The following is a 14564-nucleotide window of genomic DNA, read 5'->3' as shown; positions in this document are numbered from 1 at the left end:
GGGGCCTCCTATTTTCATATATGTAGTCTTCACGTTATTCCCTGGTGGCGAAGACCGAGCCATTGTCCAAGGTCAATACTTCAGGTTCTTTGGCTTTTTCCAAGCTTACCGTAATATCGGTCACTTGGGGGTCGCCATATATAATAGAATAGGTCCCATTGTCTTCGGACCATTTAAAGTCAGTATAAAAAATCAATTCGGAATCGGAATATCTCTGGTACCGGCCCAGGTATACATCGTTAAAAATCCATTCTTCACGAACGGTGCCGGCGCTTTTGCCTTCAATACTGGATAACTCTGTTTTGGCCCAGATGCCCAAAATAGGGTCGTGGTTTTCTGGTACTCGGGTACAGTTGCTTATGGCAACTATGCCAACAATGCACAACAATGAAAAGAGCTTTTTCATGGTTCAAGTAGGTTAAATTGAAATTGGGACTATTAGAACGTAAGTTTGTAGGAAACTATTGCATAAAAAAGATAAAATATTTGCATTTCTTGTGTTCTTGGGGATTAATGAATCTTCTTCCCCCTATTTTAATCGAACATCAGCTTTGTACGTTTTGAATGCTTGAACTGGCTAAAACTGGTAAAAGTCAGCATTTTTCTGAGCCAAATGCCTTATTTTTGAAGACTAAAATTTAAATCTATACAAATGAAAGTTACCGTAGTTGGAGCAGGCGCAGTTGGAGCAAGCTGTGCTGAGTACATAGCAATGAAAAATTTTGCATCAGAAGTAGTTTTATTGGATATCAAAGAAGGATATGCCGAAGGAAAGGCCATGGATTTGATGCAAACCGCCTCCCTTAACGGTTTTGATACCAAAATCACGGGAAGCACCAACGATTATGGCAAAACAGCGGATAGCGACATCGCAGTGATTACCTCGGGTATACCACGTAAGCCCGGAATGACGCGCGAAGAGCTTATCGGAATCAATGCAGGTATTGTAAAAACGGTAGCAACCAGCCTTTTGGAGCACTCTCCAAACGTAACCATTATAGTTGTGAGCAACCCAATGGACACCATGACCTATTTGGTGCACAAGGCCACTGGATTGCCAAAGAACAGGATTATTGGTATGGGCGGTGCATTGGACAGTGCCCGATTCAAATATAGATTGGCCCAAGCTTTGGAAGCACCGATATCTGATGTAGACGGTATGGTGATAGGAGGACACAGCGATACTGGAATGGTACCTTTGGTCGGGCATGCTACCAGAAACAGTGTAAAGGTTTCCGAATTCCTATCGGAAGAAAAAATGGACTGGGTAGTGGAAGAAACCAAAGTAGGAGGAGCCACATTGACCAAATTATTGGGCACCAGCGCATGGTACGCCCCAGGTGCAGCGGTTTCTGGATTGGTCCAGGCCATTGCTTGCGACCAAAAGAAGATGTTCCCATGTTCCACCCTTTTGGAGGGCGAGTACGATTTGGACGATATTTGCATCGGGGTACCGGTGATCTTAGGCAAAAACGGAATCGAAAAAATCGTGGAAATTGAACTATCCGATGCCGAAAAGGCCAAAATGCAGGAAAGTGCGGCTGGCGTTAAAAAAACCAACGGACTGCTAGAGGTTTAAACGCGATCATAATAACAACCAACTAAATTGTCATTTTGGACATTGCCGTAATGAAATTGCCCATCGATTGAGGTGGTGGTTTCTGGGGTTGTCCGGAATGACAATTTCATTTTTAGGGCATAACCGTCAACTGTAATTGCAATTACATCAATTTCTATTGTCAAATCTTATCGGAAATGATATATTTGCACGCTGTTTAAGAAAACTTCTAAAAAATTAACAATCAATGCAGAATAAAGGAATTATAAGGCTTTTCGCGATCCTTTTTGGCTTGGTGAGCATCTATCAGTTATCCTATACTTTCATTACAAGTAAGTTGGAGAAGGATGCTGAAGCATACGCAGTTAGCCAAATTTCGGAAGCTGAGGAAGATTATGTTGCAAAGCGTGAAGCTTTAGAGGCATCGTATTTGGATTCCATCAGTGACAACACTGTTTTGGGCTTTACGAGCTATGAGGAGGCCAAGACAAAAGAGTTGAACAAGGGATTGGACCTCAAGGGAGGTATCAATGTAACCTTGCAGATTTCCGTAAAGGATATTTTGAAAGGATTGGCCAACAATACCAAAAACCCGGTTTTCAACAAAGCATTGGCCGATGCCGATGAAGCATCGACCAATAGTGATGACACCTATTTGGAGCTGTTCTTTGATGCCTTTGACAAAATCAAAGGGGATACCAAATTGGCATCACCCGATATTTTTGCCAATAAAGGTCTTAGCGATGAAGTCAATTTTCAAATGACGGATGATGAGGTAAAGCCCATTATCAGAAGAAAGATTGATGAATCCATTGTTTCTGCATTTGAGGTACTACGTGAACGTATCGATGGATTTGGGGTAACCCAGCCCAACATTCAAAGAGAAGGAAACTCAGGAAGAATTTTGGTAGAACTTCCAGGTGCAAAGGATATTGCCCGTGCCCAAGAATTGTTGTCCAGTACAGCACAATTGGAATTCTGGGAAACCTACCCGCAGAGCAACCAAAGCATAGGAAACTTTTTGGTAAATGCCAACGAGCGTTTGAAAGATATCTTGGAGCCTGAAACTACGGAAGAAGAGGTTTCAAAACCTGAATCAGAAATTGATTCATTGCTCTCTGATGTATCCCAAGACTCCTTGGACATGACCCAAGAGGCCAATCCATTATTGGGTAAACTACTTCCTGCCAATCCAGGTAGTCATGCCATCGCACGTGCCATGGTTTCCGACACAGCCGAGCTTGGTGCGTACTTAAGGATGCCGGAAATTAAAAGATTGTTGCCCAACGACATCCAGTTCACCAGGTTTCTTTGGGAGCGTCCGGCAAAAGATTCCGAAGTAGCTGATCTGTATGCGTTGAAATCCAACAGGGAAGGTACTCCAAGAATAAGCGGAGACGTAGTTTCTGATGCACAGGATACCTTTGACCAGTTCAACAAACCTGCCGTTAGCATGACCATGAACACACGTGGCGCCAAGGAATGGGAAGAGTTGACGGGAGATGCCTATAACAACCAAACAGGTATAGCCATTGTTTTGGACAATAAAGTATACACCGCACCAGGTGTTTCCTCAGGGCCTATTTCTGGAGGACGTTCCGAAATTACGGGTACCTTTACCGTAAACGAAACCAAAGATATTGCCAACGTATTGCGCGCAGGTAAACTTCCTGCTTCGGCCGATATTATTCAATCGGAAGTTGTAGGTCCGTCCTTGGGACAAGAAGCCATTGATAGTGGTTTTATGTCCTTCATCATTGCCATGGTCTTTGTATTGGTCTGGATGATATTCTACTACGGAAGGGCTGGGGTTTTTGCCGATATTGCTTTGATATTCAATATTTTATTGATTTTTGGGGTGTTGACCAGTTTGGGGGCAGTATTGACCTTGCCGGGTATTGCAGGTATTGTTTTGACCATAGGTATGTCGGTGGATGCCAACGTACTTATTTTTGAAAGGGTAAAAGAAGAATTGGCCCGCGGAAAAGGAAAGGCCCAAGCCATTGCAGATGGTTTTGGAAACGCTTTGTCCTCCATTTTGGATGCCAATATTACTACTGGATTGACCGCGATCATCCTGTTTATTTTTGGTTCAGGACCCATTAAAGGTTTTGCCACTACTTTGATGATCGGTATTGTTACTTCCTTGTTTACAGCGATATTTGTGACCAGATTGATGATCGAGGCCTATACCAACAAGAAAGGACGCAGGCTGGATTTCAATACAGGAATCACCAAAAACCTGTTCACCAAAATAAATATTGACTTTTTGTCCAAGCGTAAGATTGCCTATGTTGTTTCCGGAATCTTACTTGCCGTGAGCACCTTTTCATTGCTTACAAATGGACTGAATCAAGGGGTTGATTTTATCGGGGGACGTTCTTATCAAATTCGTTTTGAAAAAGCGGTCAACCCATCAGAAATTGCTTCTGAACTAAATACGGTTTTCGGTAGTGGAACCAATGTGAAGACTTTTGGAGATGCCAACCAGATAAAAGTTACTACGCCCTACAAAGTAGATGAAGAAGGAGTTGAGGTGGACACCGAAATTCAAAATATGCTTTATACCACGCTGCAAAATTATTTGCCAGACGGCACTTCTTTTGAAGATTTTACAGTGGGCGCTTCCGAAAAATCAATAGGTATCCTGCAATCCGTTAAAGTAGGACCGACCATCGCGGATGATATCAAGAAAAATGCCTTTTTGGCCATTATTGGATCATTGGCGGTAGTTTTCCTTTACATTCTATTGCGATTCAGAAAATGGCAATTCTCATTGGGTGCCGTTGTTGCGGTATTCCACGATGTAATGATCGTATTGGGCATCTTCTCCCTAACTGGAAGCATTATGCCTTTCAATATGGAAATTGACCAAGCTTTTATAGCGGCCATTCTTACGGTAATCGGTTATTCCCTGAACGATACGGTGGTAGTATTCGACCGTATCCGTGAAATCACTCTTATTAAAGGGTTTAAGGGGGGTGAAAATATCAACGAAGCCTTAAACAGTACATTGAGCCGAACGTTGAATACATCCCTTACCACATTGATCGTGCTATTGGCCATCTTTACTTTTGGAGGTGAAAGCTTACGAGGATTTATGTTTGCAATGATTATAGGTGTAATTGTAGGTACGTACTCCTCTGTGTTTATTGCAACACCTGTAATGTTCGATTCATTAAAGAAGAAAATTGCTGCTGCTACAGGAGCATAGTTTTTCGTTTTTTATATTACACTTTATAACAAAGGGCCTTAAAAGGCCCTTTGTTTATTTATGATCACGCTTTGTTCGTGTATTGGGTTATGCTTTATTTTTGGATAATGTTTCCAACCATGACAATAATTGACTGAACAGGGTAAAGTTCTGAATTACCCGTAACTGTCCATTAAAACCCCATTTGTCACGCTCTTTTGGATGGTTGAGCATATAGGCCATGGTTTTGGACAAACTTTCTATATCGGTTGGGTCTGGATTAATTTGCCCTGTTTTATTGTGAACTACCTGATATTTCAGTCCGGCCGCATTGGATACCAAAACAGGTTTCCTTTTCCACATGGCTTCCGTTGCGGTAAGTCCAAACCCTTCTTGGATGGAATTTTGGACGATAAAACTAGAGGTTCGTTGAAGGGCGTTTACGATCAAGGCATTTTCTTTTGGATTGTCCAACGGAAGCAGCAAAATGGCAATGTCGTTTTGCATGTTGCTGTCCACATCCTTATAAGTTTCGGTAAGCTCTTGCAAGACTTCTTTGCCTTCGGGGTCATCGGACACAAAAGCAGGGTCGGGGCCACCCATTACCAGAAGCGTCATTTCAATCCGTTTGTATTCAAGGCTCTTTGGGTCGCCATTTTTACGGTTGTCCAGTTTCATTTTAATAAAGGCTTCCATTAACTCTTTAAAACCTTTGAGTCTATCCCATCGAGATATTTCGGTAATAATCGGGCGATAGATTAAATCCAGATTCTTATCCGCATCCAAAAAATCAAAAGAGCCATCGGGCATCACTTTTCTTACCAAATGTTTGTAACGGTGATAAAGAATCGCCTTGTGGTCATCCAAAATTCCGGATTGATACAAAATGCCGATACATTTGTGTAACTGAAGCTCCCGATTCTTATGGCTCAATGGGTCGATCGCTGGAGGAATAATGGATGTTCTTTTTTGTAACGACTTAGGCGCATATGACGGTAAACTGAACACGAAATGGTCATAATCGTTGGTGTAGGGCTCTAAAAATTTCCATACCGCATCCGTTACCTCAGTATCTTCTTCCAAACCAATATGGCACCGCCAAATAATGGAAACGTTCTTTTTCTTTTTTATCATGGCGGCCAATGGCATAGGTTGTGGGTCGTGTACCACGACAATATCGCCATCCTTGATCAGTTCCAACGCTTTGGAAAGATTGTTTTGATTGACTTCTTCATAAATTTTTCGGTCTTCCTCAGTGAAAATCCCGTTGCCACTGCCATGAATAGCATTGTGGATACGTTTGGTCAAATCGAAAAATGCATCTTTTTCGGCTTCGATGACCAGCCACTCGATAGATACACCAAGTTCGCGGAGTATCCGCATTTGACTAGGTAGCATTTCGGCCACACCACCACCGATGGCAGTGGAATTTATCATCCAAATGGTTCGTCCCCTAAGGGATTCAATAGGCTCCTTGGCCTGTTCCATAAAATCCAGCACAGAAGAATAAAGGGATCCGTACGCCTTATAATCTGCAAGTTTGGCACCTGGCTTAACATTGATTTTTTGCATGTGAGGGAATAGTTAACGTTTGAATTCCCAATAAGATAGCAAAAAAACGGTTGAGTTGACTAAGTTGTTGTTTATAAGTAAATTAAGGTTGTCCCGTTGTGTATTTTGTTGGCTTCATAATACACAACAGCTTAAGATGGTGTTTTGATGCCTGTTGAGCCTTTTTCCGAAGGAAGGAGCTCAAAAATATATTCTGGATGTAATTGAGGTTCTTTTCTGTGTGAAACAAAAACGATGGCCGTGTCGCTTTCTTTGGCAATTTTATTCACTAGGGCAACAAAAAGATTGGCGCTGGCATCGTCCAGCCCCGCCGTAGGCTCATCCAGAATAAGAAGCGGAGGGTGCTTTACCATGGCTCTTGCGACCATTACCAACCGCTTTTCCCCAGTGGTCAAATCTCGGAAGTGGTCTTCTTTTCTGCCCTTTAGGTTTAAAAGGTTTAACCATTGGTTGGCCAAATGTTTTTCGCTATCCGTAGGTTGCACGTAGAGCCCAATGGAATCGTGAAGGCCGGATATGATCATATTTTCCAGACTGTGATAGCCTCCAAACGTATTGGTGATGGCAGGGGTGTAATAGCCGATTTTTTGTTTAAGGTCCCAAACACTTTCGCCACTCCCTTTTTTTTGCCCGAAAATCGTCAAATCTTGGCCGTAGCCCTTATGGCTGTCACCTGTAATCATGGATAGAAGGGTGGATTTTCCGCTGCCATTAGGGCCGATCAATTGCCAAAACTCGCCTTTTTGGATAGTCCAATCGATTTGGTCCAGTACTTGGCGCCCATCAAAACTAACGGATACTTTTTTAAAACTGACCAATTCCGTGCCCTCGACTTTAACCGGGGATAAGGGTGATGGAATTGCACCGCTAAAGCTGATGGGTTCGTTTTTGTTTTCGTTCCAAAAAGCTTCGGGCGAATCGTATTGATGAAGATTACCTCCATCAAGCTTAAAAAAGTTGGAAGTGTTGGGCAATATATCATCCAATCGACTCACCAATTGAACCAGGATTTTGTTGGAAGCAATATCCAAAAGCTGTTTTTTCAACTTGGTCTGTGTGGCCATATCCAAATTATCAAAAGGATTCACCAAAACCATAAAATCAGGATCTTGTTGCAGTAAATGGTTGAGCAAGGCCTTTTTTTGTTCGCCGCTGCTCATGGTTTTTAATGCTTGGTCACTTTTCTGGGTCAAAATTTTGATATCATGGCGTTCTTCTTCATCCATGTAGCGATTGATTTCTGACCGTGAAAAAAGCAGCCCGTTCAATGGTTGTAGTTCCTTTAAACCATCAATAGGTTGGTTGCGGAGCAGGTTATGCACCAATTGCTGCGTATTGGAATTGTTTTGTGTTAGGACGGCGTAGCTTTTGGGTAGCTTCATGTGGTAAAATGGTATTGTCCCAAAAATACGATTATCCTCGATTCACCCTAAAAATATGGACTGGATTATCCTTGTAGGTCCTGGTTTTGTCCAAGCACATGCCATTTTTCTTGGCAACTTTTTGGGATGGTACATTGTCCACATGAACAATGGAGATCAAAGAGTCCGAAAAGTTATTGTCAAAGGCATATTTCTTACATTTTTGGGCAGCTTCTATAGCGTAGCCCCGCAACCAATGCTTTGGTAGTATGGAATAACCGATTTCCAATTCTTGTACATTATCCACGGTTTGTACAAGCAGGCCACAGATTCCTACCAATTCTCCCGATTCTTTTGAAATTAGGGCATTCATCCCGCCCAAATCGTTCTCATAACGTTCAAAAACCCGATTGAACTGTTCTCGACAAGCTTTAACGGGGTCTGTGGGGAGCCCTTCCCAAAATTGCGTAGATTTTGGATTGTGATAAAAGGGCAGCCAATCATCAAAATCCGATGCTTTCAATTTTCGAAAGATCAATCGCTCCGAAGCTTGGTTTTCTAGTAAATATTTGGGCATTTAATTACGTGAAAAGCTAATACTGTCACCCACTTGCAACCCTAGTTGATCTGAAAGCCCCGCATTTATTTCCAGTACATATTTTGCAGGTGCATTGGAGGGCAGGGTGTTTTCATCAAACGGTCTTGCATTTTTTTGAAAGCTGACTATTTTTTGGGCCTGACTAATGTAGATGATATCCAAAGGGATTTCCGTGTTCTTCATATAAAAGTATTGCAAGGATTCGGTAGGCTGTATAAACAGCATTCCTTGCTTCTTTTCCATGGATTTTCTATACATGAGCCCTGTTTTGGTCTCATAATCCGTTTCTGCAATCTCTATATCAAAACTTGCCTTTATGGAATCAGTTTCCGCAGCTATCACGGCGAGATCCCCTTCCTTGGTAAAGGATATGGATTCTGTTTTAAGTGCTTGTTTGGATTCCGTTTTGCACGATGCCAGAACAAGGACTAAAACAAAAAAGACTATTTTTTCAAATTTGTATATCATATTAAAGTTCTACAGGAGGCGGTTTAAGCATAAAATAGATGCCAATAAATATCATTGGAATACTGAGCCATTGTCCTGTGGAGAGCATTCCCAAAGTATCTTCAAAGCCACCTTGACTTTTCTTGTAGAACTCCACAAAGAATCGAACTACAAACAATAGCACCATGAACAAACCAAAGAGAAAGCCAGGTTTATTCTTCCGATCTGTCTTCCAATATAAAAGGTATAAGGCTATAAACACGAAAATGTAGCAAACCGCTTCGTACAATTGGGCAGGATGGCGATAGGGTATGGATTGTAAAATCTCCGAGAATTCCGGGTTATGTTGAATGGCTTTGTAAGCGGCATTAGGGCTTTGTTCCTTGGTGAGTGCCATAGCTTGATAAGCCGGCATATCATCCGAATCTCGGATAAACCTTGTGGCCAAAAAATAAGATTTGTCCACTACTTTTCCGTTGATCTCGGAATTGAAGAAATTACCGAATCTTACAAAAGCGGCTCCAATGGCTGATGGGACAACCAACCTGTCCAACAACCAAAGCATTTTAATGTCCTTCCATTTGCGGGTGTACAGCCAAATGCCGATAATGGCAGCTATGGTTGCTCCATGACTGGCCAATCCTGTAAATCCGGTAAACTCATAACCATTGATGATGCCAAAGAGGGAACTGTCCGCACTTTCGCGAATGGGCAAAAGAATTTCTGCCAAATGGTCCTTGTAATAGTCCCAATCATAAAAAAACACATGTCCCAAACGTGCTCCCAACATTATGGAAACCACGGTATAAATGAAAAGAGAATCCAGTTTTTCCATGGATTTCTTTTCGTTCAGGAAGATTTTTTTCATAATGAACCAGCCAAGGATAAAGGCTGCGATCCATAGTAGATTGTAATATTTTATCTGTAAAAAACCCAGTTTAAAAAGGGTTCCTTCGGGGTTCCAGTCAAATCCTAGAAAGTACATTTAAATAAATTTTGGGACTAATATAACTACTTTGGGCGTTTGGGCAGTTGGTTTGTGGGATTTTTGGTCACTATTAACTTTTTAAGCCTCCTTTTTACTCCATGACATATATGTTGTACTTTGTATGAAGGCTAAGTTTTTTAACTGCCATTTACCGTTCTTGGTTTCAGGTTGCTGGGTTATTCGGTTATTTGACTTTTGGAATTTGGTGATTGATGCCCGAAGTCCGAAGCGGGAGGTTTGCACTTGCACTTGATACTTGAGTCAATTCGTGTCAAAACAGAAAAATTAGGGCTTGGAATATAAAAACCAACCTCAAGGAACACTCCTAAGGTCCCTCTTTCAGGTTGTTGAGTTATTGGAATTTGGTACTTGATGCTTGGACTTGATTTTTGAACCTCATCAAGGTACAGGATCATAACCACTCCCACCCCAAGGGTTACAGCTCACTATACGTTTGATGGAAAGCCATCCGCCTTTGAAGAGGCCGTGTTTTTTTAAAGCTTCCAAGGTATATTGTGAGCAGGTGGGGGAGTAACGACAGCTTGATGGAAACATAGGGGAGATAAAATATTGATAAAACTTGACCAATAGTACAAATGGTGCTATCAATATTTTTTTCATGTTTCAGTATGTTAAAGCTCCACAAGAGAAATTTCTTGATGGGAACGATTGTATTAATTTACGCTAAACGTAGTGCCGTCCTTGCCATCTTTTATTTGAATGCCCAAGGCAACCAATTGGTCCCTTATTTTGTCGGAAGTGGCAAAATCCTTTTTGGCACGCGCCTCATTTCTAATATCGATCAATAATTCCATAACACCGCTCAAAGTATTGGAATCATCTTTGGTCATGGATTGGTTTTCAATGCCAAGTACATCGTAAACAAAGCTTTTTAGTGTGCTGTCCAAAATATCCTTGTCTTCCGCAGAAATAGTTTCCTTGTCTTCTTTGATTTGGTTGATGTGCTTTACGGCCTCGAACAATTGTGCAATTAAAATGGGTGTATTGAAGTCGTCGTTCATGGCATCGTAGCATTTCTGCTTCCAGACAGCTACATCAAAATCGGACTTGTCACCGGTTTTGAGGCTGTCAATGCTGTCCAGGGCATCCATTAAACGGTTGTATCCTTTCTCGGAGGCTTGCAAAGCTTCATCACTAAGATCCAAGATGCTGGTATAGTGGGCCTGCATCATAAAAAATCGGACTACGGAAGGTGAGTAGGGTTTGCTCAGTATGTTATTGTCACCACTAAAAATCTCAGCAGGATAAATGTTGTTGTCCGTGGATTTGGACATTTTTCTACCGTTCAAGGTCAGCATATTGGCGTGCATCCAGTAGTTTACGGGAGATTTTCCTGTGCTGGCTTCTGCTTGTGCTATTTCACACTCGTGGTGGGGGAATTTAAGGTCCATTCCGCCTCCGTGAATATCAAAAGTTTCACCCAAATATTTGGTGCTCATGGCCGTACATTCCAAATGCCATCCCGGGAAGCCGTCTCCCCACGGGGAAGGCCAGCGCATAATATGTTGGGGTTCTGCTTTTTTCCAAAGGGCAAAATCCTGTGGGTTTCTTTTTTCATCTTGTGCGGTAAGTTCGCGGGTGTTGGTAATCATATCTTCCAACTTCCTACCGCTCAACTTACCGTAATCGTGGTTTTCGTTGAACTTGACCACATCAAAATAAACGGAACCGTTTACCTCATAGGCGAATCCCTTTTCAAGAATCTCCTTAATGATTTCTATTTGCTCTATGATATGGCCGGTGGCCGTGGGCTCAATGCTTGGAGGCAAAAGATTGAATTGCTGTAGGGTATTATGGAAGTCCACGGTGTAGCGCTGAACCACTTCCATGGGTTCAATTTGCTCCAACTTGGCCTTTTTGGCTATTTTGTCCTCACCTTCGTCTGCATCGTTTTCCAAGTGTCCTGCATCGGTAATGTTACGGACATAGCGTACTTTGTACCCCAAGTGCTTAAAGTAGCGAAATATCATGTCGAAAGACATAAATGTACGGCAGTTGCCCAAATGTACGTTGCTATAAACGGTGGGGCCGCATACGTACATGCCCACATGGCCTTCGTTTATAGGTTTGAATACATCTTTTTTTCCAGTAAGTGAATTATGGATTCGTAAGGATTGGTCTTTGTACAATTGCATTTAAACGGTCGGTGTTTAAAATTCGGTATCCAGATTGATGTAGTCCAAAAATTCCCTTCTTGTGGCCTCGTCTTTAAACTTACCACCATATTCAGCGGTTACGGTGCTACTGTCAATATCCCGTATGCCCCTGGAATTTACACAAAGGTGCTTGGCATCGATGACACAGGCAACATCCTTGGTGCCCAATACTTTTTGGAGTTCCTTTACAATTTGGATATTCATGCGTTCCTGTACCTGTGGTCGCTTTGCAAAATAATCCACAATACGGTTCATTTTGGAAAGGCCTACTACGGTTCCGTTGGAAATATAGGCAATGTGCGCCCGTCCAACAATGGGTAACAAATGGTGCTCGCAGGTAGAGTAAACCACAATGTTTTTTTCCACCAACATTTCGCCGTATTTGTACTTATTGTCAAAGGTGGACGATTTTGGTTTTCTGTCAGGATGCAATCCGCCAAAAATTTCTTGTACGTACATTTTGGCCACCCGTTTAGGTGTGCCTTTTAAACTGTCGTCATCCAAATCGAGGCCCAGGGTAAGCATAATTTCCCTTACGCTTTTTTGTATTCTTTCGATTTTTTCTTCATCGCTCAATACAAAAGCATCGTCTCTTAAAGGTGTGTCCGATGAGGAGCCTACGTGGTCGTTTCCTCTTTCTTCATATTGTTCTTCCAATGCCTGCTCTAGTTTCATAGCTATTGCTTAAGGAGAGCAAAGATATACATTAATGATTGATTTAACATCTGGTATCGGGGCTTTGACAACATAAATTATTGTTAAGGCAGGCACCACGGTACTTTTATAATATCCAAACTTACAGTCTTTTATGATTAAAGCTTTTGCCAAGACCTTACTGATGCTGCTTTTTTGGCAAACTGCGCAAGCGCAGGTGGCCCAAGATTGTATTGATGCCGTTCCTATATGCAGCAATACGCCCATAAATGGTGGAACAAATGGTTTTGGGACCGACGACTTTAATGGTGCGGCTTCCAGTGGATGTCTGGAGCAGACCACTACGGGTGTAATTGAATCCAATTCGGCTTGGTATCGTTTTCGAACCGCTGAATCTGGTCAGTTGGGATTTAATATTGGTCATAGTGCTAACGAAGATTGGGATTTTGCCCTTTACCGTGCTAGCGATTGTAGTGATTTGGGGGAGCCTATCCGTTGTAATTTTTTTGATAATAGCGAAAATACCAGTTTTATTGGAGTAGGGGAAGACCCTACGGGCGACGAGGATTCGGTGCATTATGGGGATTGGCTTCAAGTGGAAGCAGGAGAGGACTACTATCTTTTCATCAATAATTTTAGCAATATCAATTCTGGATTCTCCATTCAGTTCACGGGAAATATTTGGGCAAACTACCCCAATACTGCCTTGGATTGTTCCATTGTAAGCAATTTGTTGGGACCGCCCATTGCTGCTTGCCAGGGAGATAATGTGGTTTTGGATGCCTCTACCTCCGGGGCCACGAATTACGAATGGTATATGGACTCAGGAAGTGGTTATCAATTAATCGCAGGGGCCAATGGGGCAACACATACTGTTCAACATTCTGGTCGGTACCGTGTTGTGGTAGCTACATCCGCAGAAAGCATGGTGAGCGATGTGCAGGTTGGTTTTAACGATGTTCCGATTACAGGAACAGTTTCGGATGAAACTCTTTGTTACGAAGCGGATATGACCTTTGATTTGAACAGTAAAAATCCTGAAGCATTGGGCGGTATGGATCAAGATGACTTTGTGGTCAGCTACCATAACTCACAGGCCGATGCCGAAGCAGCGATAAATCCATTGGAAAAGCACTATATATTGACAGGCGTTTCTGATACGATTTACGTCCGGACCACCTCCTTGGCGAACCCGGATTGTTATGATGCATCCCAAAGCTTTGCTTTGAATGCCATAGAGGCACCTGTGTTGAGTTTTGATGAGAAAGTGGTCATTTGCGAGGCCGTTGGAGGTTTGGAAATCGGGGAAACGCAACCGAATGCCAATTATAGCTATCAATGGGGCACGGGTGAGCAAACACCATCCATTATGGTCTCGGAAGCTGGAGAGTATAAGGTAACGGTTACCAATCAATCCAATGGAATTGTTTGTGAAGCGAGTAGGACGGTGTCCGTAGAAATTTCAACCATGCCACAGATTTCAAGTATTGATATTGACGATATGAGCGCCAACAATACAGTAACCATCAATACGGAAAACAATGGTGCGTATGAGTTCAGTATGGATGGGGGCGAATACCAGGGCAGCAATGTGTTTGAAGGTGTTTTACCAGGTGTGCATACCGTGAGTATGCGCGACCCTTATGGGTGTGACGTGGTGGAGGAGGATATTGTTGTAGTAGGATATTTGGCTGTTTTTTCGCCCAATGGGGATGTGCTGAACGAAACTTGGCAAATTGAAGGACTTTCCACCTTGAACTCGCCGATTGTTACGATTTATGACCGCTACGGTAAGCTCATCAAGCAGATGACCGAGTTCGATACGGGCTGGGACGGAAGCTTTCAAGGCAAGCCATTGCCATCTACCGATTATTGGTTTAAGCTATCTTATGTGGATGATGATGGCAACCGAACCTATGCCAAGTATTTACAAAGCCATTTTTCCCTTCGTCGATAACAAGCTGCCCCTTTATTCATCAGCATCAAATTTTATTGCATAAATACATACTAAAAGGA

At 42.4% G+C, this 14564-nt stretch carries 12 protein-coding genes; 3 read left to right on the top strand and 9 right to left on the bottom strand.

The genetic code is table 11. From position 1 onward, the window contains the following. Positions 1-34: 34 nt before the first annotated feature. Entirely contained in the window at positions 35-406 is a 372-nt protein-coding gene (locus VM932_RS06955) for a hypothetical protein (RefSeq protein ID WP_326278066.1), read from the bottom strand. Between the two features lie 246 nt (positions 407-652). Between VM932_RS06955 and mdh the strand changes: the two genes are divergently transcribed. Both mdh and secDF read left to right on the top strand, forming a co-directional pair. Then, positions 653-1579 (top strand): malate dehydrogenase, encoded by a 927-nt coding sequence (gene mdh, locus VM932_RS06950; RefSeq protein ID WP_326278065.1) that lies wholly within the window; start codon positions 653-655, stop codon positions 1577-1579. A gap of 226 nt (positions 1580-1805) precedes the next feature. Further along, positions 1806-4772: a protein translocase subunit SecDF gene (gene secDF / locus VM932_RS06945; protein WP_326278064.1), complete on the top strand. Its 2967-nt coding sequence runs from the start codon at positions 1806-1808 to the stop codon at positions 4770-4772. An 87-nt stretch (positions 4773-4859) separates the two neighbouring features. Here the strand turns inward: secDF and VM932_RS06940 are convergent, their stop codons facing one another. The 8 genes from VM932_RS06940 to folE form a co-directional block, all read right to left on the bottom strand. Then, on the bottom strand, positions 4860-6323 hold the full coding sequence (locus tag VM932_RS06940; protein ID WP_326278063.1) for a glycosyltransferase: 1464 nt from the start codon (positions 6321-6323) through the stop codon (positions 4860-4862). Positions 6324-6454: 131 nt separating this feature from the next. Continuing rightward, a complete protein-coding gene (locus VM932_RS06935) occupies positions 6455-7705 on the bottom strand; it encodes an ATP-binding cassette domain-containing protein (RefSeq protein WP_326278062.1) in 1251 nt (416 codons plus the stop codon). Positions 7706-7736: 31 nt separating this feature from the next. Continuing rightward, positions 7737-8261, bottom strand: a complete 525-nt coding sequence (locus VM932_RS06930) for a GNAT family N-acetyltransferase (protein ID WP_326278061.1) — start codon at positions 8259-8261, stop codon at positions 7737-7739. Further along, positions 8262-8750 carry a DUF192 domain-containing protein gene (locus VM932_RS06925; protein ID WP_326278060.1) on the bottom strand — a complete coding sequence of 163 codons (489 nt, stop codon included), beginning with the start codon at positions 8748-8750 and terminating at the stop codon, positions 8262-8264. It lies immediately after the preceding gene. Between the two features lies 1 nt (position 8751). Further along, the gene (gene lgt / locus VM932_RS06920) at positions 8752-9714 is read right to left on the bottom strand and encodes a prolipoprotein diacylglyceryl transferase (RefSeq protein ID WP_326278059.1); all 963 of its coding nucleotides are present in this window, start codon (positions 9712-9714) and stop codon (positions 8752-8754) included. Positions 9715-10116: 402 nt separating this feature from the next. Then, positions 10117-10338, bottom strand: coding sequence for a membrane protein insertion efficiency factor YidD (gene yidD, locus VM932_RS06915; RefSeq protein WP_293168977.1), 222 nt, complete (start codon positions 10336-10338; stop codon positions 10117-10119). 53 nt (positions 10339-10391) lie between these two features. Continuing rightward, entirely contained in the window at positions 10392-11873 is a 1482-nt protein-coding gene (gene cysS, locus VM932_RS06910) for a cysteine--tRNA ligase (protein WP_326278058.1), read from the bottom strand. A gap of 15 nt (positions 11874-11888) precedes the next feature. Further along, entirely contained in the window at positions 11889-12569 is a 681-nt protein-coding gene (folE, locus tag VM932_RS06905) for a GTP cyclohydrolase I FolE (RefSeq protein WP_326278057.1), read from the bottom strand. Positions 12570-12702: 133 nt separating this feature from the next. On the opposite strand from folE, the gene VM932_RS06900 reads away from it, so the two are divergent. Continuing rightward, positions 12703-14505 carry a T9SS type B sorting domain-containing protein gene (locus VM932_RS06900; protein ID WP_326278056.1) on the top strand — a complete coding sequence of 601 codons (1803 nt, stop codon included), beginning with the start codon at positions 12703-12705 and terminating at the stop codon, positions 14503-14505. The last annotated feature ends 59 nt before the right edge of the window (positions 14506-14564 follow it).

Source organism: Flagellimonas halotolerans (assembly GCF_035818535.1).
Lineage (GTDB): Bacteria > Bacteroidota > Bacteroidia > Flavobacteriales > Flavobacteriaceae > Flagellimonas > Flagellimonas halotolerans.
Note: the sequence above shows the minus strand (reverse complement) of the source record. Positions and strands in the feature narration are given on the sequence as shown.

What these genes read in the sequence shown, in the direction of transcription:
- VM932_RS06925 (WP_326278060.1), bottom strand. Translation starts at nt 8,750, where the DNA reads ATGATATACAAATTTGAAAAAATAGTCTTTTTTGTTTTAGTCCTTGTT.
- VM932_RS06940 (WP_326278063.1), bottom strand. Translation starts at nt 6,323, where the DNA reads ATGCAAAAAATCAATGTTAAGCCAGGTGCCAAACTTGCAGATTATAAG.
- VM932_RS06935 (WP_326278062.1), bottom strand. Translation starts at nt 7,705, where the DNA reads ATGAAGCTACCCAAAAGCTACGCCGTCCTAACACAAAACAATTCCAAT.
- mdh (WP_326278065.1), top strand. Translation starts at nt 653, where the DNA reads ATGAAAGTTACCGTAGTTGGAGCAGGCGCAGTTGGAGCAAGCTGTGCT.
- cysS (WP_326278058.1), bottom strand. Translation starts at nt 11,873, where the DNA reads ATGCAATTGTACAAAGACCAATCCTTACGAATCCATAATTCACTTACT.
- VM932_RS06900 (WP_326278056.1), top strand. Translation starts at nt 12,703, where the DNA reads ATGATTAAAGCTTTTGCCAAGACCTTACTGATGCTGCTTTTTTGGCAA.
- lgt (WP_326278059.1), bottom strand. Translation starts at nt 9,714, where the DNA reads ATGTACTTTCTAGGATTTGACTGGAACCCCGAAGGAACCCTTTTTAAA.
- yidD (WP_293168977.1), bottom strand. Translation starts at nt 10,338, where the DNA reads ATGAAAAAAATATTGATAGCACCATTTGTACTATTGGTCAAGTTTTAT.
- VM932_RS06955 (WP_326278066.1), bottom strand. Translation starts at nt 406, where the DNA reads ATGAAAAAGCTCTTTTCATTGTTGTGCATTGTTGGCATAGTTGCCATA.
- folE (WP_326278057.1), bottom strand. Translation starts at nt 12,569, where the DNA reads ATGAAACTAGAGCAGGCATTGGAAGAACAATATGAAGAAAGAGGAAAC.
- VM932_RS06930 (WP_326278061.1), bottom strand. Translation starts at nt 8,261, where the DNA reads ATGCCCAAATATTTACTAGAAAACCAAGCTTCGGAGCGATTGATCTTT.
- secDF (WP_326278064.1), top strand. Translation starts at nt 1,806, where the DNA reads ATGCAGAATAAAGGAATTATAAGGCTTTTCGCGATCCTTTTTGGCTTG.